Raw genomic sequence first — 21,453 nt, 5'->3', positions numbered from 1 at the left:
CGAGGACACGAAGTCAACAAAGCTGCGGCTTCAAGTACAACGGGTTTAGGTAGGTAAAACAAAACCTACAGCGTCATAGACTTTCTCAAGCGTGACTGAAGCACGGGCTCTTGCCTCTGCTGCACCTTGTTTTAATACCTGATTCATCAGACTCTGATCCTGACGGATTTCATGGAATTTAGCCTGCACAGGTTCTAATAACGCAATCACGGCATCGGCCACATCGCCTTTTAAGTGACCGTACATTTTGCCTTCGTACTCAGCCACCAGACTATCAATCGGCTTACCTGTGACGCCACTTAAGATACTCAACAGGTTAGCAACACCTGCTTTGTTTTCCAGATCATAAGTGACACGAGGTGGATCTTCTGAGTCCGTCATAGCCTTTTTGAATTTTTTGCTGATCATCTTTGGATCTTCCAGCAAACCAACAAAATTCCAGGGATTCTCATCCGACTTGGACATTTTTTTCGTTGGTTCCTGCAAACTCATCACGCGAGCTGCAACGCCCGGAATATAAGGCTCTGGCACAGTAAAAATATCACCATGCAGTGCGTTAAAACGTGTGGCTATATCACGAGCCAGTTCCAGGTGTTGTTTCTGATCATGACCAACCGGAATTTGATGCGCGTTATACACCAGAATATCGGCCGCCATCAGCACAGGATAAGTAAATAAACCCGCATTGACGTTATTGCTGTGACGCTCGGATTTATCTTTAAACTGCGTCATACGGCTTAATTCGCCAAACTGGGTATAGCAGTTTAAAATCCAGTTTAGCTGGCTGTGCTCCGGCACGTGAGATTGCATAAAGACGCTGGAGCGGTTTGGATCTATACCACAGGCCAGATACAAGGCCAGACTATCCAGCGACGCATTACGTAGTGCCGCAGGATCCTGACGCACAGTGATAGCATGCAAATCCACGATACAGTACAAACAATCGTAGTCGTCCTGCATCCTGTCCCACTGGCGCAAAGCTCCCAGATAATTGCCTATGGTGAGCTGACCTGAAGGCTGAGCTCCACTTAAGACTATAGGTTTTGCTTTTGGCATCATGGATTTTGACTCTGACATCTATCTTTCCTGTTCTAAACTACAAATGGCATCTGGCAGCAGAGAAAAACACTCTAACACCAGATCCGGTTGACTATGCGCAATGGATTGGCCGTGATTATACCCGTAGCTCAGCGCAATAACAGGCATACCAGCGGCGCGGGCAGCAAATATATCGTTTTCGGAATCCCCTACCAGTAAAATATCCGCAGGTAACAGCTGTTGCTGCTTTGCCAGCGCAAGCAGCATATCGGGTTCAGGTTTGGCTTTAGCCACATCATCAGCACACCAGAGGGCTTTAAAAAGATGCTTAATACCCAAGTGCTGCAACAAAGGTTCTGTGAATTGCCGGGGTTTATTGGTGACCAGAGCCAATGGATAAAACTGACTTAACTGCGCTAACACTTCAGGCACCTGATCAAACAAGCGGGTCGCAGAGCCATTGCTTTGTTGGTAAAAACCAATAAATAACTGCTGAGCCTGCTCAAACAGTACTGGATCCCATTGAGCCGGATGAAGCTCGCCTGTTAGTGCTCTTTTAATCAACATGGCCATACCGTTACCCAGCCAATGCTGAACCTGCGTCAGACTGACTTGCTCTTTACCGAGCTTTGCCAACATCTGATTTAAAGCGGGTAAAATATCGGGGGCACTGTCGACCAAAGTGCCATCTAAATCAAAAGCTATGAACTGGAAAGGCCGCACTAATTCACTCCGGCCAGTTCTGCACGCATTTGATCTATGACGTTTTGATAGTCGCTCTGGCTGAAAATAGCAGAACCTGCCACAAAAGTATCAGCGCCTGCTTCTGCTATCTCGCGGATATTTTCAACCTTCACACCGCCATCAATTTCCAGCCGGATGGGTAAACCACTTTGATCGATGATCTGTCGCGCCTGCTGCAATTTCTTTAAGGTAGCGGGAATAAATGACTGACCGCCAAAACCTGGATTGACCGACATCAACAACACTAAGTCCACTTTATCCAGTACATAGTCTAAGTAAGTGAGTGGCGTGGCCGGATTAAACACCAGACCAGCTTTACAGCCGTGTTGACGGATCAGTTGCAAGGTACGGTCGACGTGTTTCGACGCTTCAGGATGAAAACTGATCATAGAAGCACCAGCCTCCGCAAAAGCGGGCACCAGACTGTCTACATTTTCTACCATCAGATGCACGTCCACCGGAGCTGTCACACCATAATTGCGTAAAGCGCTGCAAATCATAGGGCCAAAAGTAAGATTCGGCACATAGTGATTGTCCATCACATCAAAATGCACTATGTCTGCCCCGGCTGCTAAAACACGGCTGACATCTTCCCCCAGACGGGCGAAATCTGCAGATAAAATTGACGGAGCAATCCAATTCGGTTGGCGCATCTAATCTCCAAAAAGCTGTTGTGATGAAGCAAGGCCCAGACTTTACTGAATCGTTAAGAAAAAATCACCTTTGTCGATAAGACCCACCTGCACAAAAAAAAGGCAACAACGCACCAACTTTGCGCATAAATCACAAAACCCTGTAATACTATTTAAACATCTAATTGATTTAATTGAAAATAATGCAATGGCACAAAAAATGGACTGTATTCACGGGAACTAATAGATAAGGGCAAATAAAATGACAAAAAAAGTAACACTGGGATCAAAAGCAACAAGTAAAACAATTCGCCGTAGCCTCGTAGCATTACTCATTGCGGGCAGCAGTTTCGGTGTTGGTGCCGCAAGCCTGACTGGTAATGTGGCCTTTACCTCTGATTATTTATTCCGCGGTATTTCTCAAACGGATGAAGGTCCTGCTGTGCAGGGTGGTTTTACCTTAAGCGGAGAATCTGGCTTTTATTTGTCTGGCTGGGGTTCCAATATCAAATTTGGTGAAGGCAGTATGGAGCTGGATATTTTAGCCGGCTGGACTGGTGCCTTAAACAACAGCTGGAATGTTGACGTCGGTGTGATGCAATACCGTTATCCAAAAGGCGACAATGCCGTTGATGAATTTAACTTCTACGAAGGTTATGCCAAATTTTTCTATGACAGCTGGGCTTTAGGTGTTGCCTACTCTCCGGACTACTTTGGCGCCGGCGTTGAAGACTATTACTACCTGTCTGCAGATTATAAATACAGCCTGGTGGAAAACATCGCATTAGATTTACACTTTGGCTACAACGTTTTCGAAGACGAGGCTGAGTTTGAAACTTTTTTAGCAGCTGGTCCTGTTGACAGCGATACTTACATTGACTGGAGCATTGGCTTTAGTACCGAAGTATTAGGCGCTGGTGTGTCTCTGAAGTATGCAGATACAGACATCGACGGTTCAGCAGACTGTAACTTATGTGACGGTCGTGCAGTATTAACCTTAAGCAAAACCTTCTAAGTTCACTCTACAGGGCAAAACCTGAGTTTTGCCCTGACTATTTTGTGTATTTCCCAAAAAGATTTGCTGTGAAAGTGACTTTTGTCACTATCAGTTAAAGTTATAAACTTGTAACTTAGTCTCAACTTGAGTATTATCCAGCACATAATTCAACCAGTTGAGGTTCGTATGAAGCAACTAGCAAACCGCAAAATGATGTCCGTTCTGGCCATTTGTTTGTGTCTTGGTATTTTTGCTCATCACTATAAAAGCTCAACAACTGAATTATGTCAGGCTGCAGTACAAGCCGATCCTGCGAAGCCATTAGCTATGAGCTCCTTGTGTAAACCATCACAACAAAGCTGGTTTAGCTGGTTACAAGGGAATAGCCGTTCTACCCAATTTCATTTTGTTGACTTACTGGAGTTACTGAATCGTTTTGACCGCAGAGGTTAAAATGGATAAAGCACCTAGCTTTAAGCAGGTACTCAAAGCAGTATTAGGCGCTATTGTTGGAGTTCAATCTGAGCAGCAACGTCAACAAGACTTTCAAACCACTACGATTTGGCCTTATTTAGTTGCAGGCATCTTAGCTGTTGTCGCTTTTATTGTGCTCTTGCTATTAGTCGTCAACTGGGTTGTTCCAGGCTGATGAGTTGTTGCGTATAACGCAAAAAGCTCAGCGACCTTGCCGCGTGTTGCCCCCTTCTGACTGATAGAGCGTCCTACCTGAATCGAAGTTAACTTTGCCTTCTCATACAGCTTTCGGGTTAAGGTGGTGTCGTGATTACTGATCACTACACTGACACCGCGGCTTTGGCAGTTTTCCGCTAAATTAGCCAATTGGGCCTGATCGTCTAAATCAAAGCTATTTTTCGCATAAGAGGTAAAACTGGCCGTGCGGCTCAGTGGTACATAAGGTGGATCACAATACACTACTGCCGGTGACTTGATTTGCTGCATCAGTTCGTTGTAATCCATACAAACAAACTTAGCTTTTTGTGCTTTTTCAGCAAAAAACCATAACTCAGCTTCCGGGAAGTACGGCTTTTTATAGCTGCCAAAAGGCACATTAAATTTACCACTGCTGTTATAACGGCATAAACCGTTGTAGCCATGACGATTTAAATACAAAAACAACAAGGAGCGCTGATAGCTGTCTGTGCTTTGATTAAACTCTTCCCGAAATGACAGATAACTACTTTTCTCATTGCTGCTTTGTACAAATAAATTCTGGGCATCCGCAATAAAATCAGCAGGTTTAGTTTGCAACAACTGATAAAGGTTAATCAGATCCGCATTGATATCATTCAGCAAATATTGTGGGTAATCGGTATTTAAAAACACCGAACCAGCGCCGACAAAAGGCTCAACCAATAATGGCGCCTTTGGCAGTTGCAGAGAAATAGCATCTACTAAATTGTATTTGCCGCCAGCCCATTTCAGGAAAGCTCTGGATTTCTTTAGCATATGCCAGCCACCCAAGCGCCCTTCAGCTTTATCACATCAGTTTGCATTGGCGGAACGGATCTCACGCTGAATGTCGCTTAAAGGCTTCACGAAAGGCGTTTGTTGCCTTAGCTCTTCCGGCAAAGACTTCACTTGCTGACGCGCTGCGCCACCATTGACATAAGAAGCCGAGACCACGACAAATTGCGTTTTGCCTTGCTGCTGACGCTTATAAAGCTGCAGATTCAAGCTGGAGTACTGCTGTAAAAACTTTTTCGCAGCAGCTTCCTGGGAGAACACACCTAACTGAATCGCCACAGTATCAGGCAACATTCCTAATAAAGTCGCAGCATCATGTCCGGCAGAAGCATCAGTTGCCTCAGAGTTAGTAGCAGTTGGAGCCGCCTCAGGCAAAGTCTCTGGAACAGCTTCAGCTGCATCAGCTTCCATTTCTGCTACTAAATCATTTTGCTCTGGTGCAGTTTCAACAGCGGCTGGTTTTACAGGAGTTTCAGCTACTGGCTCTGGATCAGTTGCAGCAACTTCTTCGCCTGCTGCTGGTAATGCAGGGATCACAGGCTGTTCGCGCATAGGCTCAGATTCAATAGTCATAGAGACAATTTGCTTCTGAGGTAAGCCGTTATCATCTTTGGCCACTTCCTGCTGAACCGTCATACTGGCGGTGTCGGTGTTTTTTTCCAGTGCCATTTGGGGCATGCCCTGATCGGCAGCATCAGGCTTAGCTTCATTAGTTTTGGCCGCTGTTTGAGTCACGGCAGCAGAAGCTGTCTCTGCAGGAACTTCTTGTTTGATCTCTACTGTAGGTTCGAACTGGCGATCTTTTTGTAATCGCTCTGCCGCGCTTGTATCTGTGGACGATGGGTAATAAGGCACCATATCGTCAGCTATAGGCTGGCGGAATTGCTGTTCAGTCCACAACCAGAACATCACGACTGCTGCAATCAAACCAAAACCCAGACTCAAGACTAAAAAAGGAGAAAAGAACTGCCCTGAAGCTTGTTTTGCTGGTTTTGTCTGTTCAACGGCGCCAGGGCGATAGTCACTGCGTCGCTCTGTTTCTATAGAAAAAGATGGTTGTTCGTCTGTTGTGTCTATAGCGCGCAAACCGAGAGGATTGTCTCTGCTATTTAAATCAAAACTGCTATCCGCTGCACTGGCCACAAAAGCCGGAGCTTCAACCTCTTCGCGGGCTGAAAATGCCAGAGGCGAGGCTGAAGTTTCAGCCTTTGGCTTTGCGCTAACGGCGGTTTTACGTGGCGGGCTTACACTCAAACCATGCAGCAGTAAATGCAAATCACCTGCACAATCTTCAATACGTTCACGTTGTTCACGGCCAGCTAAATTGTAGGGAGCCAATAATTCAGCCGCTTCGTCTTCGCTAAAGGCAGGAATATTCATCGCCAGACGAATATCACTTTTCGCTTTTAAGCTGCTGATAAACACGCTGACAGGCAATTGTTGAATAAGTTGCCAGCTGGCTTCATTCAGTTGGTCTGCATCATCAACCAATAACAGATATTGTTCTGTTTTACTCAACTGAGCCACAAACTCAGTCAGAGTGCGGGGCATAGCTGCTGAGCCAATCCATTGTTGCTGCAGTACTTTTAATACATCCACAGGGGCCAGACCCGGATCGGCCTGCAACAAAGCCACATTAAACTGCTCAGAACAAATTTCGGCTAAAGTCAGGATCAAAGTTGATTTCCCGCTTCCGCTTGAACCTACCAGTTGTAAACGGTCTGGCTGGTTAAACTCCAGTTGTAGCAATAAACGTTGCAATAACTGACGCTGAGAGGCTAAAAGGCCTGAATATTGGGTTAAACGCTGTTGCAGAGCTTGTTTACTCATATGCTGAAGAGAGCCATTAGTTCTTGTTCGGTCACGTCATCGACTATTGCACTTTGTCCCAAGGCGGTAGGGACTATAAAGCGCATTTTGCCGGCCTGTACTTTCTTATCTGTTTTCATATAGGGCATAAAATCTGCAATGCTCATTTGCACCGGTGGCGCCACAGGCAAATCAAAAGCAGACAATAAACCTATAATACGTTGTAATTCTTCTTTACTGACATCACCACGGCTGACCGCCAATTGTGTTGCCATCACCATACCCACAGCCACAGCTTCGCCGTGTAACCATTGGCCATAGCCTAAAAAGGCTTCAATAGCATGACCAAAGGTATGGCCTAAATTTAATAAAGCCCGCTCGCCCTGCTCTGTCTCATCGCGGCTGACAATGTCGGCTTTCATCTGGCAACAATGACGGATCATTTCACCTAACACTGCAGGTTGCAGTTCACGGATAGCCTGTTGATTTTGCTCCAGCCACTTGAAAAATGCCAGGTCGCTGATTAGCGCGTACTTGATGACTTCCGCCATACCGGCAGCGAATTCAGAGGCAGGTAAAGAGCTTAAAACAGAGGTATTAATAAGCACCAGATCAGGCTGCTTAAAAGCACCTATCATATTTTTACCCAGCGGATGATTGACCGCCGTTTTCCCGCCAACAGAAGAATCAACCTGAGATAATAAAGTGGTCGGCAGTTGAATAAAACGTACGCCACGCTGGTAACAAGCAGCAACAAAGCCGGTCAGATCGCCTATCACTCCGCCACCTAAAGCCACCAGCAACACATCACGGTTGATTTTGTGCTCAAGCAAAAAGGACATCACCTGCTCAAAAGAATTGAGGGTTTTGTAGGCTTCGCCGTCAGGTAAAATAAAGGAATGAACTACAGAGTCGGGAAATAATGCAGTGACAGCAGGCAAATACAGCCCTGCAACCACTGGATTAGAAACAATCACCACCTGACGGGCTTTAGGTAAAAACTCCGTCAGAGGTTGACTAAATAACTGGGGGCTGATCAGGATAGGGTAGCTGCGCTCTCCAAGTTGTACTGCAACTTTTTGCATCAACAGCTCTCCTTATATCCCTGAAAAGTTATCTCAAACTAGAAACCAAGTTGTTCAACGATTTGATTCGCCACTGAACGGGCACTTTGCTCGTCTGTACGTACGGTAAAATCAGCGATCTCTTCATACAGAGGATTACGCTCAGCCGCCAGACGTTCCAGCACCTCTTTTGGTGCTTCTTCGGTTTGTAACAACGGACGTCTTTTGTCACGTTGAGTACGAGCCACTTGTTTCTCTATAGGGGTTTCTAAATAAACCACTATGCCACGCGCGGATAAACGGTTGCGGGTTTCTTTGCTCAGCACTGAGCCACCGCCAGTCGCCAGTACTATGCCTTGTAATTCTGTTAAGTCCGAGATCACGTTTTCTTCGCGAACACGGAATCCCTCTTCGCCTTCCAGATCAAATACCCAGGCTATATCTGCACCAGTGCGGCGTTCAATTTCCTGATCTGAGTCGTAGAATTCGAGATGAAGCATGTCTGCTAAATGACGGCCAATTGTACTTTTGCCTGCACCCATTGGGCCTACCAGGAAGATATTGCGTTTTTCTGCCATAGTTCGTAATGCTGCTGCGCTAACTTAGAAGGTTAATTTCAGGACCCGAAAGCTCCCACGAAAATTTGAAGCGGTGAATTATGTCAGCAATAGGCTTGGCTTGGCAAGCGAATTTTCTGCCGGAGCCAGCGTCAGCTCCGGCCTTGCTTTAGGTCCTGCTACAAGCTTTCTGTCAGAATTTTTGGTGTGACAAAAATCAGTAATTCGGTTTTTTCATTAAAGTCATTACGGCGTTTAAATAAATTACCTAAATACGGAATGTCGCCAAAAACCGGCACTTTTGAGGTGGTGTTGGTCATCTGCTGCTGATAGATGCCACCTAAGACTACTGTAGCGCCATTATCGACCAGCACCTGGGTCTGGATGCGCTGAGTGTCTATCGCCTGCGCTGGGCCATTGCCCGTCGATACAGTTTCACCGCGGGTGTCCTGAGTGATCTCTAAATCCAGGATAATTTTATTGTCTGGTGTAATTTGAGGTGTCACTTCAAGGCTTAATACCGCCTTTTTAAAGGTGACTGTGGTGGCTCCGCTGCTGGACGCTTCCAGGTACGGAATTTCAGTGCCCTGCTCTATCCGGGCTTTTTTCTGATTGGCCGTCGTAATACGTGGGCTGGCAATGATTTCACCTTTATTTTCCTGCTCAAGCGCCGACAACTCTAAATCCAGCAAAGTGCCATCGGCAAATTTAGTGACATGAAAAGCTATACTGCCGGCAGGGTTCGCTACGGGTAAATTCACATTCCATCTGTCATTCAGCGCTGGTACTGTGCCGCCTGCCAGATCATTGGCGCCAGGTGCATTACCGGACCAGGCTCTGTCATTTTGCTGATCACTAAAACCCCAGCGTAAACCTATTTCATCCCGCACATTGTCTTTGACTGTGACCATACGGGATTCAATCAGCACTTGTTTCACCGGCACATCCAGACGCCGTAATAAACGCCGCACGTTTTCAATAGTGGTCGCTGTATCTTTCACCAATAAGGTATTGGTTCTGTCATCCACTGCGACATTGCCACGGGCAGATAATAAGGTCGCTTCTTTATTGTTAAGTAAAGCTGCTATATCCGCCGCCTTGGCGTAGTTGATCGGCAGAAACTCAGAGATCAGAGGTTCCAGTTGTTCAACCTGTTGCTGAGCCTGCAGCTCTTTGGCTTCGCGGGCTGCCAGTTCGTCAGACGGTGCTATCATCAGAATATTGCCGTCCATACGTTTATCCAGCCCACGCACTTTCAGCACTATATCCAGCGCCTGATCCCAGGGTGTACCGTCCAGCCGTAAAGTGATATTGCCTGTCACTGAGTCGCTGGTCACCAGATTAAAGCCGTTGTAATCCGCAATGATCTGCAGCACGGTGCGGACCGGAATATCCTGGAAATTTAAAGAAATAGCCCGACCGACATACTGGCCTGCTGCAGCTGATTTGGTCTGTTCTGCAGATTTTTTCTGCACCACCAGATGGAATACTTCGTCAATTTGCTGGTAGCTGTAGCTAAAAGCGTCGAGGGTTTCAATCACTAACCTGGCCTTGTTACCTTCACGGAAAGTTTCAATGCCTTTGACCACAGTGGCAAAATCCAGCACATCCAGTTGGTACAACAACTCATCGCTGATTTTTGTATCGTGGAAATCCAGCTGAATTTGGCCATTTTGTTCAACAACATCCACAGCAGCCGAGTTTTGTTGCAGAAACACCAGCACCTTGCCTTCGCCTTGTTCACCCCGGCGAAAATCTATCGAATCAATTTCATTAATAAAGTCTTTGCTATCTTGCTGCGCGAAAGCCCAAGCCGTCACAAACAAGCAAAGTAAACACATGACTTTACTAAAGTGGAGGAGCCTGCAGCTTGTTTTAATTTTTATCATAATTCAGCTCGCTCAGTTAGTTTCGGCTGCATCAATGGACGCCTCCAATAATTGCAATTTGCTGTTCCTCTGCACAGTGCAACCACTGCCATCAGGAATAAATTCAGTGATTTCAATATAGTCTGGCTTTACAGCAATTACCTTGCCATGAAATAAACCCAGCCGATCGTTAATGCTGATCCTATGCATACTTTGATCGGATGCTTCAATCAAAGCCCATAGCTGATCGGCATGACCTAAAGTGCCGCGCATTTTAAGGTTATCTATAGCGTATTGTTCCAGTGCTTGTTTTTCGCGTTGATTATCCAGTTGAATACAACCCGGCTGATGCAGGGGCTGCTGATTGTAAGCCTCCAGCGACGGCACACTAAAAGGGCTACGCAATTCTGAGCTGGTGTAGGGCAAATGTTCAAAGGCTTTGACAGGGGGCAGAGGCGGAATTTTTGCATTCGAATTTGCTTTCACATCCGCCATAAACTGCTGAATATCTGTGGTATCGTCAAAACAGCCCGCGAGCGTGATCAAGGAGACAATCAAAACAACAGGAGTCCATGTCATTTTTTCAGCTCCTTGTACCTGTAAGTTTTGGCAATCACACTAAAACTCTGATTTCCTTCTTCTCTGCTTTGGATCACAAAATCATGCAAGCTAACAATACGGGGTAATTTGGCAATTTCACTGACAAAGTTACCAATCTGGTGATAATCCCCTATGACTTCAATTTGAATTGGCAGCTCAGTGTAGAACTCTTTTTCAATTTCAGGCATCCAGTTAATACGGACAAAAGTAAGCCCTACTGAAGTACCGGCAAAAGTAATATCATCTAACATGCCAGGCGTTTCATGGGTTGCCGGCAACTGTTTTAATAACACCGAAAAGGTTTTTTCCATTTCCAGCATTTGTTGCTGGTACAACTCCAGATTGATTGCCATCACATATTTTTTTTGGTAATCAACCCGCAGATCCAGCTCTTTTTGTTGCGCTGTTTCCAGGTTCGTCACCTGAGTTTCAATCAGAAAAAAGTAACTCAACAGCATAACGGTTACAGCCACCACCAAAGCCAAGCCGACTTTTCCGGCCTTAGGCCAGGCACCCATGTTATTAAAATCAATTTCAGATAAATCTATATCGGACAAGTTAATGTTCAGGCTCATTTGCTTGCTCCGGTTTTATTCGCTGCTGTGCCAGCCTTGCTTTTAGGTTCTGGTGGCGGTGGTGGAGCTTCTGCGCCGACCAAACCTAAGTGCATTTTGAAATCACTTAATAACCCACTATCATCTTTGCTGGCCTGAATAAACTCCAATACAGGCCGGGTGAGTAAAGGAGACTGCTCAATGACCCGCAGTAAACTGGATAATCTGTTGTTCGATTCACTTTTGCCCGTGATCAGCAACCTGTTAAATTTTTTATCCAAGGACACCAGATAAACGCCTGCCGGAACAGTTTTAGCCACTTCATCCATAATCTGAGTACCCAGATTTCTGCTGCGCTGCAATTGTTCTATCAATGACATGCGTTGCTGCAAACCGGCTTTTTGTTTTTCCAGTGCCCTGATTTGAGCGATTCGCTGGTCCAGCACCTGGATCTCAGTCTCAAGCAAAGCATTACGACTGATTTGCCCTTCCACCCTAGCCTGATACAACCAGTAGACAAAAAACATCAGCACAAAAGCCAACACCGCCACCTGTGCTAACACCGTCAGATAATTCAGTTGTTGTTGTTTGCGCGCGGCTTCACGCCATGGCAGCAGGTTTATTGATGCCATGAGTTAAAACTCCGCAGTGCCAGCCCGGTCGCAATCATTAAATAGGGCGCTTTTTCGGTCAGCTCCTGACGATTGACTGTCGCAGCAGATTCCATATAACGAAATGGATTGGCAATCACAGTCTGGATAGCCAGCTCATCGCTGATCAGTTTATCTATGCCATCCAGCAAGCTGGTGCCACCACTGACCAGTAAATAATCCACCTGCTCTTTGCCGCTGGTGGTCAGGTACATTTGAATAGCACGGCGGATTTGTTGTAATAACATGGTCTGAAAAGGGGCGAGCACTTCAAAGCTGTAGCTCGGAGGCAAATCAACCAGGATTTTCGCCTGCTCCGCTTCTTCGTAGCTTTTATTGTAGTAATTCATAATGCTGCGGCTGTAATGCTCGCCACCAAAGGCAATATCTCTGGTGTAGAGGTTTTTATCCCCCTCCACTATGCTCAGCAAGGTCATAGTGGCGCCTATATCCAACACGGCGACCACTTTTTCTGCGGCGTCTTCTGGAAGTTGATCCAAACATAATTCGGCAGCACGGCTTAAAGCTGAACTTTCAACATCTATGACTTTGGCAGTAAATCCGGCGGACTCCAGTGCAGTCACCCTTGCCTGTACACTTTCGGTGCGGGCGGCACTCAACAACACATTGACTTTACTAGGGTCGGTTTCATTGGCTTCAAGCCGTTCAAAATCTAAACTGACTTCGTTCAGCGGGTAAGGGATTAAACTATCGGCTTCTAATTCAATCTGACGGGCTAATTCAGTGTCTGTTAAACTGGCATCCATAAAAATGACTTTACTGATCACCAAAGAACCTGACACGGCAGCTGCGGCATACTTGATTGATTTATCTATTTTTTTCCTGATATTTAATAAAGCATGGGCAACAGCTTCTATATCCTGAATTTCACGATCCACCATTGTGCCTTTCAGCATAGGTTCTATTGCAAAGGCTTCTACTTTATAATGCTGGTTGTGTTGGCTCAATAACACAGCTTTCACAGCGTGTGAGCCAATATCGACCCCTAACATCAAAGTTTTTTTTGTTTGAAACAGCTGTTTTAGCATAGCGTCCCGTGCACAGGTCAATGATTTATATTGATCTTCTGTCAAGAGCTTAGTCGTTTCATGCAAGATTGCGTAGGGTAGGCAAAAAGCTTTTTAAAAAAAATAGACTAGCATTCCCGCTAGATCCAAAAATATACATTGAGGTTAATCAGTGTCGTGGTTTAAAAAACTAATCATTCTGGTGATTGCAGGTGTTTTTTCCGTTGTAGCTTTAGTTGCAGCAAGTTACTGGTACGTCAAAGATGACCTGCCAAGTGTAGCCACATTAAAAGATGTGAAGCTGCAAACACCTATGCGTGTCTTTAGTCAGGACGGCGAGCTTATTTCACAATTTGGTGAAAAGCGCCGTATTCCGTTAAAACTGGAGGAAATGCCTGATCTATTGATTAAAGCCGTGCTCGCAACCGAAGACAACCGCTTTTATGAGCACCCTGGCATTGATGTCATTGGTATGTTCCGCGCGGCTACAGTAGTTGCTATCAGTGGTGAAGCCAGACAAGGCGCCAGTACTATTACTCAGCAGTTGGCCCGGGTGTTTTTCCTGACCCGCGAGAAAAAACTGATCCGTAAAATTAAAGAAATCTTTTTGGCTTTACGTATTGAACAAGAGCTGACGAAAGATGAAATTCTGGAACTGTATTTAAATAAAATTGAGTTAGGCCAGCGCTCTTTTGGTGTAGGTGCTGCCGCCCAGGTCTATTTTGGTAAAAACATTCAGGACTTAACTTTATCTGAAATCGCTATAATTGCCGGTTTGCCACAAGGCCCTTCGGTACTGAATCCGGTGCGTTCACCAAGCCGCGCCCGTGCCCGTCGTAATATAGTACTGGGTCGTATGCTGAATGAAGGCTACATCACTCAGGCTCAGTATGATGAAGCATTGCAGGAACCTATTTTATCCAAACTGCACGGCGCACAAATCACAGCTTCTGCACCTTATATTGCAGAAATGGTACGTCAGGAAGTGGTGGATAAATACGGCGAAGAAGAAGCATACTCCAAAGGTTTTCAGGTGTTTACCACTGTAGATTCCAGATTACAGGGCAAAGCTGTCGCTGCGGTGCAAAAAAATGTTGTAGGTTATGACGAGCGTCACGGCTATCGTGGTCCTGTTGCAACCTTGTGGCAAGCCACACCAGAGCCACAACAAGATGGCTCTGTGAAGTTCGCTGAAAAAGATCGTCTGAGCGATGAAGCCATTTTGGCTTATCTGGATACACAAGATGGCTTAGAGGATTTAATCCCTGCCGTCATCACTGAAGTAGCAGGTCAGCAGGCTGAAGCCATTTTATCCGGTGGCCGTAAAATTACTCTGCCATGGCAAGGTTTGAACTGGGCCCGTGCTTTTATCAGCCACGACAGACAAAGCCACGCCCCTAAAGCCGCTGCTGATGTATTAGCGCCAGGTATGCATGTGCTGGTGCGCCCTGCTGCAGGCGAATGGCGTTTAGGCCAAATTCCTGGTGTCAGTGGCGCTATTGTGGCTATTAATCCAAAAGATGGTGCTGTACAGGCCTTAGTAGGTGGTTACAGTTTTGCCATGACACAGTTTAACCGCGCTACCCAGGCCAATCGTCAGGTCGGTTCAAACATTAAACCTTTTATTTATTCGGCTGCTTTGGAGTCCAATCTGACGCTGGCGACTTTAATGAACGATGCGCCTATTCATGAATGGGATGAAGGTTCAAATCAGGCATGGCGTCCTAAAAACTCACCTGAAGTTTATGACGGTGCTATCCGTATTCGTGAAGCTTTGGCCAAATCGAAAAACGTGGTGGCAGTACGCTTATTGCGCGCTGTGGGTATAGAAAAAACCCGCCAGCATCTGACGAAGTTTGGTTTCAGAGAAAAAGACTTACCTCACAGTGAAACTCTGGCTTTAGGTTCTGCGTCTTTAACTCCGCTTGAACTGGCGACAGGTTATGCGGTATTCGCCAACGGCGGCTATTTAGTGAAGCCTTATGTCATTACCAAAATTCTGGATGATCAAAACAACCTGATCTTCGAACATGTGCCTGTGCCTGTCTGTTACGACTGTGAACAACAAGACTTAGCAGCCAAAGCGGCTGCGGAACAAGCGGCAAAAGAAGCTGCAGCTTTGGCTGAAACTGCAGATCCTGAAGCTCAGCTCGAAGCTACCTTTGCCGGGCAAACCGCCGCCACTAAACAACCTGTTGTTGCTGCAGCTCCGGCTTATGCTCCACGGGTTTTATCCGCGCAAAATTCCTTTTTAATTGCTGACGCGTTAAAAAGCTCGATTTGGGGTGGCGGTGACTGGAAAGCCGGCACTGGCTGGAACGGCACAGCCTATAAGTTAAAAGAGTTAAAACGTCAGGATTTATCAGGTAAAACCGGTACTACCAATGATGTGAAAGATGCCTGGTTCTCCGGTTTCTCACCTGATTTAGTGGTGACATCCTGGGTAGGTTTTGATGACGCTGAAAGCCGCTTAGGCAAAACAGCCTGGAATAATAATCTGGGTAAAGATCAGATCGCTGGCGGTGAGTCAGGTGCGAAAACCGCATTACCGGCCTGGCAGGAATTTGTAGGTTTTGCCTTAAAAGATAAACCCCAGGTTTTTGTGCAACCGCCTGTAGGTATTACCTCAGTGCGCATCGATTTGAAAACTGGTTTGCTGACTCAGGCGACAGATAACAGCAGTGGTTTTGAGTTTTTTATTCAGGGCACAGAACCTAAAACTTATACCAATTCGTCAGTACAGCAGCTGCCTACACAAAATAATCAGCAACAGCAGGAAGAAATCGAGTTGTTCTGACGGCTAATACCAACTAAAAAACAAGGCCGCTTTTGCGGCCTTTTTTGTCACCAATAAATACTGCATACCCATAGGGATTAAGGTCTGGCGGCGATCACTTCTATCTCAACCAACATGCCGTCAGCCACTAAACCTGCGATTTGCACCGCAGAGCGGGCTGGTAAAGCAGGTTGCTCTTTAGTGCCAAAATACTGAGTGTAGCCTTTCATAAAACCGGCAAAATCCATTTTTCCACCCAAAGCCGGATCGCCTACCAGAAAAACTGTCATTTTAATCACATCGCCCATACCCAAACCTTTTTGCTTTAATGAGCTTTCAATCTGGCTCAGCACACTTAAAGTTTGCTCTTCTGTATTGCCCCAAAACTCCACAGTGCCCTTGGCTGCCTTTGGATCTTTAGGGGCTGGCACTTTGCCACTTTCAAACACCAGCTTGTTCACTTCCACCGCATTGGCAATAGGAAAGGTACTGTTGTCAGGCAAAGGATAACGTTTTACTTCAGCCATCAGGCTGCCACTTGCAACACAAAGTGATAACAATGCTAATTTGGTCAGGCTTTTCATTCGGTAGTTTCCTCTTATTTTTTACTATCCGTGGTTTGAATTTTTGTTGTTTGTATGTCGGTGTTTGGCAGGCTCAGCGTATTGATATAAGCCACAAGATCAGTCAGATCCTGCTCCTGTTGCAGCGTCGCTGCTATTTGTTTCATCACAGCACCACGGCTATCGTTTTCGTCAGCCCCTCGCTGTCCGCTGCGGTAGGCTTGTAACTGACGTAATAAATACCAGCTGTATTGACCAGCCAGAGGTGGAGCGCCCATAGGCTGATTCCCTTGCGCTTCAGCACCATGGCAAGCGGCGCAAGTCTGAAACAGCTGCTTACCATGACTGACATCTCCAGCTACAGTTTCAACCGCTTTGCTGGCCTGAAAGCCCGTGATAAAACCAATAGCACGTTTTACGTCCTCCGTACTCATACTTTTAGCCACTGCCATCATTTCTTTACTGTAAGCATCTGTAGTCTGATGACCCCGCCAGCCGGATTGAAAAGCCTGTAACTGAGCGGATAAATACCAGTCAGGTAAAATAGCCAGATTAGGTGCACTGATGGCTTCATTGCCTTGTGCATTGCTGCCATGACAGACCAGGCAATACTGCGCATCCTGATGAAAAGTCTCAGCCTGAACAGAAGCACAAATCAACAGACAGCCTAAAATCCAGTCCTTCATACCGCCACCTGCTGCTGTTTTTGTTGCTCTTGCTGCTGAAGACTTTCCATCGCATACCAGGCAGAGCGCACAGCCCCTTCCTGCCAGCCGGGGTGATAACTGACCTGATCACCAACCATATAATGCCTTCCCACAGGAGCTTGTAAGGTGGCAAAACTGGTTTTCAGCAAATCTTCCGACCAGACAGCACCACAACCCAACATATGATTCATGCGTTGCCAGCAAATGCTGTTGCCCTGCTCTATGTATTTGCCATAATCCGGATGCAGTTTCGAGCCCTGACTGATAGCAGCGGCTATACGTTCCTGATGGGTCATCGCAGAAAAACGATCCGAGATGGCAGGGTCCCAGCTATAAGCCCCCAGTAAAATGCCTTTGGTTTTAAACATGCCATGTGACGGATACCAGATTTGAGTGATGTCCTGATTGGTCCAGCTGATGCCGGAGTAAATCTGCTCTTTCTCCCAAAAACGCTCTTTGGCCTGCAGGGCTATTTTCGATAACTTTCCACGCTGAAGCTGACGCATCACGCCAACATAATCGGCTGGGAAATTATTTTCTATGCCCGCCATTAACTGGGCGGGAATGCAGTTCAGGCAATAATCGGCCTGCTCTGTCTGCAACTGACCATCCAGCCAGTAACTGACCTCCACCCCTTGTGGCAACAGTTGCACTTTCTGTACCTGAGCTTTTAACTGCACCTTACCAGCTAGACGACTCAAAAAAGCATCAACAATTTTGTCCATGCCACCAACAGGCGTCATCAATGCAGCGGACTGATCCGATATTTCGCCAAAATGCATAGCACCAGCCCAGAAATTACTTTGCAGTAAATCAGCAAAAGCTTTTGGTTTTTTCAGCACACCAGGCGATAAAATACCGCCAGACTGATAACCAGCTCTTTCGCTGCCTTCATAAGTAAAATCACTGGATAAATCGCCGTAAGCACGGCAAAAATCGATCAGTTTTTGTCGGTCTATGTCATCAAAAGGGGCATCCAGTTTGGCTTGTGACTGAATAGATTTCGCCATCAGTTCACTGAAAAAACCCCGGATATCCGCTTCGTATTCACGGATACGTACGGGTTTTCCTGCAAAAGCATTGTCATCCTGGGTGTAGCAGTTTTTGTTGTAGTTACAAAACATCTGCATTTCTACTGCAAACTCGCGACAGTAATGCAAAATGGCAGTGTGATGGGCAGGAATACGGGCCGGGCCTGCATTAAAATACAGATCGGGGTCTTTATCAAAGTTACAAAATTGCGGGGTTCCTAGCTCATCGATAAAATCGCCATGACGAATGGTGAAGTTTCGGCCACCCGCTCTGTGCGAGGCTTCAAGGATTTTGCACTGATATCCTGCTTTGCCCAGTTCATAAGCAGCGACCAGGCCGCTGATGCCAGCTCCGAGTATCAGAACAGTTTTACGCCCCGTGGTCAGAGGTTTTAGTTTCACCAGTTCAGGTTGAGCCGCAACTGGTGCTGTCGAAAGTAAGCCAAATAAACCTGCTGCCTGTAGCATGGCGGCTGAACCACCCACTTTTCCTATCCACAGCAAGGCTTCTCTTCGGCTTAAGCCTTTATTACTTATATGTTTTTGTTCTGGATTTGTCATAGGCTTTGTTACCTCAACATCCTGCAAAAGCAGACGGGTCAACATGAAAGAAAACAGAACTCAGGTTGCGGTATCCCTGATGCAGCCTGAGCTCTGTCCTACTGCTAAATCAGAAGGTGTAAACGCCCCGGAAGTAGTAATAACCGCCATTAAAACCATAAGGCGAAGTGACAGGGTATTTAGCCCCTACAGAATCACCATAAGGATTCAATCCCGGATATTCATCAAAGGCATTTTGTGCACCCACTATCAGTTCTATGTTGTTGCTGAGCATGTAACCCAATTCAAGATCAACCAGAAATGCTGAACCTTCTGACATGCCCTGAGTGGCATCGTAAGTATCGTCCACTTCCCAGAAAGAACCAAAGTAGTTCACCCTGGCCAACGCACGCCAGTTGTCCTCCGAGTGATTAAAGCTGACGCTGCCACGGGTTTTAGGTAAGTTCTCTTCCAGAGTGCGGATTTTGACATCATCAATATTGGTGGTCAGGGGATCAACAGTGACTTCGGTTTTGTTCCAGTTCATTACAAAACTTAATTTGGACGCACCAGATCCCAAATCCAGATCCTGGCTGATCACTAAGTCTGCGCCTGTGGTTTCAGTATCAAAGTCGTTGGTGAAAAAGGTAATAGTGGAATAACTGGTGGCATCGTTAATGCCCATCGCCAGCAGCGCAGCCACATCCTCTGCTGTCAGTTCCAGCGCAGAGGTTTGGCTTAATCTGTCTTCCACATCAATACGGTACATGTCTAACGAAACATGGGTAGAGCCAAACTCACCCACCAGGCCAAAGGAGACGTTTTCCGATTCTTCCGGTGTTAAAGGTTTACCGCCTTTTTGGATGGAAATAGGGTTATCAGGCGGCAAAGTAGCCTGATCCACCAAACCGTTTGGACCAAAAAGTGTACTGACGTTCACCACTTTACTTTGACCTATAGTAGGAGCACGGAAGCCTGTACCAGCAGCTGCACGAACTGACAGACTGTCGGTCATTTTAAATAAACCAGACACCTTCCAGTTGGTGGTATTACCAAAGTCGGAGTAGTCTTCATAACGCACAGCAGCGTTGAGCATCAGGCTTTCAGACACCCAGCTGGACACATCGGTATAAAAAGATAAATTATGACGACTGAACACCCCAGCAGTTTCAGGTTTAAAACCTGGAAAACCATTAGAGCCAATACCAAAGCCTTGATCAGCTAACACACCCACAGAATAAGAGGCAACATCACCGGCTTTGACTTCAAAGGTGTCTTCACGCCATTCCATGCCACCGGCCAAAACCACCGCATCATAGAGGCCCACTTCAAATTCGCGGAACAAATCCATATTTAATCCAAGTTCACTTTGTACATAAGTGCCAGGACTAAAACTGGTCGGCGAATTGGCGCCTAAGGAGGCGTTCACTGTGTTATTAATTTTAAACTCAGCTTCGTTACGGCCGTAAGACGCACTCAAGTCAAAAAACACTTCATCAACCAGTTCGCCTTTTACACCACCAGCAATGGCGCTGTCGGTCACTGTGCCACCAAATGTAGGTGTAAAACCGCCTGGGAACATTTCAACAAAAGACCAGCAATTTGGATCTGCAGTAATAGCGGCCAGATCAGAAGCAATTGGAATGCCGTTAGCATCCAGACGCAGTGGAGCACAACTGTTGCCATCATCCGGTGTCATGTCTCCGACCAACACAGAATTGTAATCGACTCCATCCACAGTGACTTCAGGACCGGCATAAACACCACCCCGGGTATTGGGATTACGGTAATAAAAACCGCCTTCTACATCACGCGAGGCATGGTTACCAAAGGCATAAGCTTCTTTACCGTTTTTTAAATCCAGTTCCAGGTTAGCAAACAGCTTATAGTCATCTTTGATTTCCGGTGAACCCCAGACCTGAGCTGGATTTTTCACGTCGGTATTGCCGGCTTCAATCAAAGCGGCGGCATCAGAGCGCTGCACACTGCGATCGGTAGGATCGGCGTTTTTGTATTCAAAGCTGAAGTTGGCAGAACCTGAATCTGTTAAAGGTAAGCCGATGTTACCGGCCAGAGTTTCGCTGGCGCCGTCGCCTTCATAATGCTGGCCCCACTTGGCTTCCAACACTCCACCTTCACTGTCATTTTTTAGCTGGAAGTTCAATACACCTGCTATCGCATCAGAGCCATACTGAGCGGCAGCACCATCGCGCAACACTTCGACTTGTCGTATCGCCACCGCAGGGATCACAGAGATATCAGGGCCCTGAGCGCCGTCAGAAATACCACCACCAGCAAAGGCAATAACAGAGGCTCTGTGCCGTCTTTTGCCATTCACCAGAACCAGGGTTTGATCCGGACCCAGGCCACGCAAATTGGCTGGGCGGATTAAGGTGGCAGCATCACTGATTGCCTGGGCATTGATATTAAAACTGGGTACAAGAGTACTCAGCATATTGAGCATATCCGGGTTGCCCTGATTGGCGAACTCCTCTGCCCCTATGATATCAATAGGCACAGGAGACTCCCCTACAGAACGTGGTGCGGCGCGGGAGCCGACCACTGCAATTTTCTCTACATTTTCTTTCTCTTTGGCTGCATCGTCCTCTTCGGCCGCTAGAGCAAAACTACTATAGCCCAGTAAAACAGCACCTTGTAATGCGGCACCTATCTGCAGACATAACGCACTTTTTTTTATTTTCATAGTTTTTATCCAGGGTGAGAGGTAAACTGATGTTCCTGCACTACGCGACAAAAACTGCGACGCCGCCTGCTGATTTTCCATTCACTTAATCAACATATAAATACAG

General features: G+C 46.4%; 20 protein-coding genes. 4 read left to right on the top strand and 16 right to left on the bottom strand.

What is annotated here, in order from left to right:
- Positions 1-45: 45 nt before the first annotated feature.
- Genes trpS through rpe form a run of 3 tightly spaced genes read right to left on the bottom strand, consistent with a single transcriptional unit; the run spans position 46 to position 2,435 of the window.
- Positions 46-1,077 (bottom strand): tryptophan--tRNA ligase, encoded by a 1,032-nt coding sequence (gene trpS / locus LSG34_RS08135; protein ID WP_233008328.1) that lies wholly within the window; start codon positions 1,075-1,077, stop codon positions 46-48.
- A complete protein-coding gene (locus LSG34_RS08130; protein ID WP_233008327.1) occupies positions 1,078-1,761 on the bottom strand; it encodes a phosphoglycolate phosphatase in 684 nt (227 codons plus the stop codon).
- Positions 1,761-2,435, bottom strand: coding sequence for a ribulose-phosphate 3-epimerase (gene rpe, locus LSG34_RS08125; protein ID WP_233008326.1), 675 nt, complete (start codon positions 2,433-2,435; stop codon positions 1,761-1,763). The genes LSG34_RS08130 and rpe overlap by 1 nt, the downstream gene beginning before the upstream one ends.
- Before the next feature lie 241 nt (positions 2,436-2,676).
- Between rpe and LSG34_RS08120 the strand changes: the two genes are divergently transcribed.
- From LSG34_RS08120 to LSG34_RS20900, 3 genes are all read left to right on the top strand, one after another.
- A complete protein-coding gene (locus tag LSG34_RS08120; RefSeq protein WP_233008325.1) occupies positions 2,677-3,429 on the top strand; it encodes a TorF family putative porin in 753 nt (250 codons plus the stop codon).
- A gap of 168 nt (positions 3,430-3,597) precedes the next feature.
- The gene (locus LSG34_RS08115) at positions 3,598-3,864 is read left to right on the top strand and encodes a hypothetical protein (protein ID WP_233008324.1); all 267 of its coding nucleotides are present in this window, start codon (positions 3,598-3,600) and stop codon (positions 3,862-3,864) included.
- Between the two features lies 1 nt (position 3,865).
- Complete coding sequence (locus tag LSG34_RS20900; RefSeq protein WP_408636162.1) at positions 3,866-4,060, top strand: DUF2970 domain-containing protein; 195 nt, start codon at positions 3,866-3,868, stop codon at positions 4,058-4,060.
- Here LSG34_RS20900 and LSG34_RS08110 read toward each other — a convergent pair.
- The 9 genes from LSG34_RS08110 to LSG34_RS08070 form a co-directional block, all read right to left on the bottom strand.
- Entirely contained in the window at positions 3,979-4,878 is a 900-nt protein-coding gene (locus LSG34_RS08110) for a Dam family site-specific DNA-(adenine-N6)-methyltransferase (protein ID WP_233008323.1), read from the bottom strand. The two genes, LSG34_RS20900 and LSG34_RS08110, sit on opposite strands and share 82 nt — an antisense overlap.
- A 36-nt stretch (positions 4,879-4,914) precedes the next feature.
- A complete protein-coding gene (locus LSG34_RS08105; protein WP_233008322.1) occupies positions 4,915-6,726 on the bottom strand; it encodes an SPOR domain-containing protein in 1,812 nt (603 codons plus the stop codon).
- Positions 6,723-7,790, bottom strand: a complete 1,068-nt coding sequence (gene aroB / locus LSG34_RS08100) for a 3-dehydroquinate synthase (protein ID WP_233008321.1) — start codon at positions 7,788-7,790, stop codon at positions 6,723-6,725. The genes LSG34_RS08105 and aroB overlap by 4 nt, the downstream gene beginning before the upstream one ends.
- A 38-nt stretch (positions 7,791-7,828) precedes the next feature.
- Complete coding sequence (aroK, locus tag LSG34_RS08095; RefSeq protein ID WP_008900467.1) at positions 7,829-8,347, bottom strand: shikimate kinase AroK; 519 nt, start codon at positions 8,345-8,347, stop codon at positions 7,829-7,831.
- 158 nt (positions 8,348-8,505) lie between these two features.
- The gene (locus LSG34_RS08090; RefSeq protein WP_233008320.1) at positions 8,506-10,146 is read right to left on the bottom strand and encodes a type IV pilus secretin PilQ; all 1,641 of its coding nucleotides are present in this window, start codon (positions 10,144-10,146) and stop codon (positions 8,506-8,508) included.
- Positions 10,147-10,227: 81 nt separating this feature from the next.
- Positions 10,228-10,773: a pilus assembly protein PilP gene (locus LSG34_RS08085; protein ID WP_233008319.1), complete on the bottom strand. Its 546-nt coding sequence runs from the start codon at positions 10,771-10,773 to the stop codon at positions 10,228-10,230.
- On the bottom strand, positions 10,770-11,369 hold the full coding sequence (locus tag LSG34_RS08080; RefSeq protein WP_233008318.1) for a type IV pilus inner membrane component PilO: 600 nt from the start codon (positions 11,367-11,369) through the stop codon (positions 10,770-10,772). The genes LSG34_RS08085 and LSG34_RS08080 overlap by 4 nt, the downstream gene beginning before the upstream one ends.
- Positions 11,366-11,980, bottom strand: coding sequence for a PilN domain-containing protein (locus LSG34_RS08075; RefSeq protein WP_233008317.1), 615 nt, complete (start codon positions 11,978-11,980; stop codon positions 11,366-11,368). The genes LSG34_RS08080 and LSG34_RS08075 overlap by 4 nt, the downstream gene beginning before the upstream one ends.
- Complete coding sequence (locus tag LSG34_RS08070) at positions 11,968-13,047, bottom strand: pilus assembly protein PilM (protein WP_233008316.1); 1,080 nt, start codon at positions 13,045-13,047, stop codon at positions 11,968-11,970. Before LSG34_RS08070 ends, LSG34_RS08075 begins: the two co-directional genes overlap by 13 nt.
- Before the next feature lie 151 nt (positions 13,048-13,198).
- On the opposite strand from LSG34_RS08070, the gene LSG34_RS08065 reads away from it, so the two are divergent.
- Entirely contained in the window at positions 13,199-15,823 is a 2,625-nt protein-coding gene (locus LSG34_RS08065) for a penicillin-binding protein 1A (RefSeq protein ID WP_233008315.1), read from the top strand.
- Positions 15,824-15,900: 77 nt separating this feature from the next.
- Here LSG34_RS08065 and LSG34_RS08060 read toward each other — a convergent pair whose 3' ends face one another.
- The 4 genes from LSG34_RS08060 to LSG34_RS08045 form a co-directional block, all read right to left on the bottom strand.
- Positions 15,901-16,386: a RidA family protein gene (locus tag LSG34_RS08060; RefSeq protein ID WP_233008314.1), complete on the bottom strand. Its 486-nt coding sequence runs from the start codon at positions 16,384-16,386 to the stop codon at positions 15,901-15,903.
- A gap of 14 nt (positions 16,387-16,400) precedes the next feature.
- The gene (locus LSG34_RS08055) at positions 16,401-17,051 is read right to left on the bottom strand and encodes a c-type cytochrome (RefSeq protein WP_233008313.1); all 651 of its coding nucleotides are present in this window, start codon (positions 17,049-17,051) and stop codon (positions 16,401-16,403) included.
- Complete coding sequence (locus LSG34_RS08050) at positions 17,048-18,664, bottom strand: flavin monoamine oxidase family protein (protein WP_233008312.1); 1,617 nt, start codon at positions 18,662-18,664, stop codon at positions 17,048-17,050. The genes LSG34_RS08055 and LSG34_RS08050 overlap by 4 nt, the downstream gene beginning before the upstream one ends.
- Positions 18,665-18,773: 109 nt before the next feature.
- Entirely contained in the window at positions 18,774-21,347 is a 2,574-nt protein-coding gene (locus LSG34_RS08045; RefSeq protein ID WP_233008311.1) for a TonB-dependent receptor plug domain-containing protein, read from the bottom strand.
- Positions 21,348-21,453: the final 106 nt, after the last annotated feature.

The organism is Rheinheimera faecalis, assembly GCF_021290965.1.
Lineage (GTDB): Bacteria > Pseudomonadota > Gammaproteobacteria > Enterobacterales > Alteromonadaceae > Pararheinheimera > Pararheinheimera faecalis.
This window is presented reverse-complemented; position numbering and strand designations above follow the sequence as displayed.

What these genes read in the sequence shown, in the direction of transcription:
- trpS (WP_233008328.1), bottom strand. Translation starts at nt 1,077, where the DNA reads ATGTCAGAGTCAAAATCCATGATGCCAAAAGCAAAACCTATAGTCTTA.
- rpe (WP_233008326.1), bottom strand. Translation starts at nt 2,435, where the DNA reads ATGCGCCAACCGAATTGGATTGCTCCGTCAATTTTATCTGCAGATTTC.
- LSG34_RS08120 (WP_233008325.1), top strand. Translation starts at nt 2,677, where the DNA reads ATGACAAAAAAAGTAACACTGGGATCAAAAGCAACAAGTAAAACAATT.
- LSG34_RS08115 (WP_233008324.1), top strand. Translation starts at nt 3,598, where the DNA reads ATGAAGCAACTAGCAAACCGCAAAATGATGTCCGTTCTGGCCATTTGT.
- LSG34_RS20900 (WP_408636162.1), top strand. Translation starts at nt 3,866, where the DNA reads ATGGATAAAGCACCTAGCTTTAAGCAGGTACTCAAAGCAGTATTAGGC.
- LSG34_RS08110 (WP_233008323.1), bottom strand. Translation starts at nt 4,878, where the DNA reads ATGCTAAAGAAATCCAGAGCTTTCCTGAAATGGGCTGGCGGCAAATAC.
- LSG34_RS08105 (WP_233008322.1), bottom strand. Translation starts at nt 6,726, where the DNA reads ATGAGTAAACAAGCTCTGCAACAGCGTTTAACCCAATATTCAGGCCTT.
- aroB (WP_233008321.1), bottom strand. Translation starts at nt 7,790, where the DNA reads ATGCAAAAAGTTGCAGTACAACTTGGAGAGCGCAGCTACCCTATCCTG.
- aroK (WP_008900467.1), bottom strand. Translation starts at nt 8,347, where the DNA reads ATGGCAGAAAAACGCAATATCTTCCTGGTAGGCCCAATGGGTGCAGGC.
- LSG34_RS08085 (WP_233008319.1), bottom strand. Translation starts at nt 10,773, where the DNA reads ATGACATGGACTCCTGTTGTTTTGATTGTCTCCTTGATCACGCTCGCG.
- LSG34_RS08080 (WP_233008318.1), bottom strand. Translation starts at nt 11,369, where the DNA reads ATGAGCCTGAACATTAACTTGTCCGATATAGATTTATCTGAAATTGAT.
- LSG34_RS08075 (WP_233008317.1), bottom strand. Translation starts at nt 11,980, where the DNA reads ATGGCATCAATAAACCTGCTGCCATGGCGTGAAGCCGCGCGCAAACAA.
- LSG34_RS08070 (WP_233008316.1), bottom strand. Translation starts at nt 13,047, where the DNA reads ATGCTAAAACAGCTGTTTCAAACAAAAAAAACTTTGATGTTAGGGGTC.
- LSG34_RS08060 (WP_233008314.1), bottom strand. Translation starts at nt 16,386, where the DNA reads ATGAAAAGCCTGACCAAATTAGCATTGTTATCACTTTGTGTTGCAAGT.
- LSG34_RS08055 (WP_233008313.1), bottom strand. Translation starts at nt 17,051, where the DNA reads ATGAAGGACTGGATTTTAGGCTGTCTGTTGATTTGTGCTTCTGTTCAG.
- LSG34_RS08050 (WP_233008312.1), bottom strand. Translation starts at nt 18,664, where the DNA reads ATGACAAATCCAGAACAAAAACATATAAGTAATAAAGGCTTAAGCCGA.
- LSG34_RS08045 (WP_233008311.1), bottom strand. Translation starts at nt 21,347, where the DNA reads ATGAAAATAAAAAAAAGTGCGTTATGTCTGCAGATAGGTGCCGCATTA.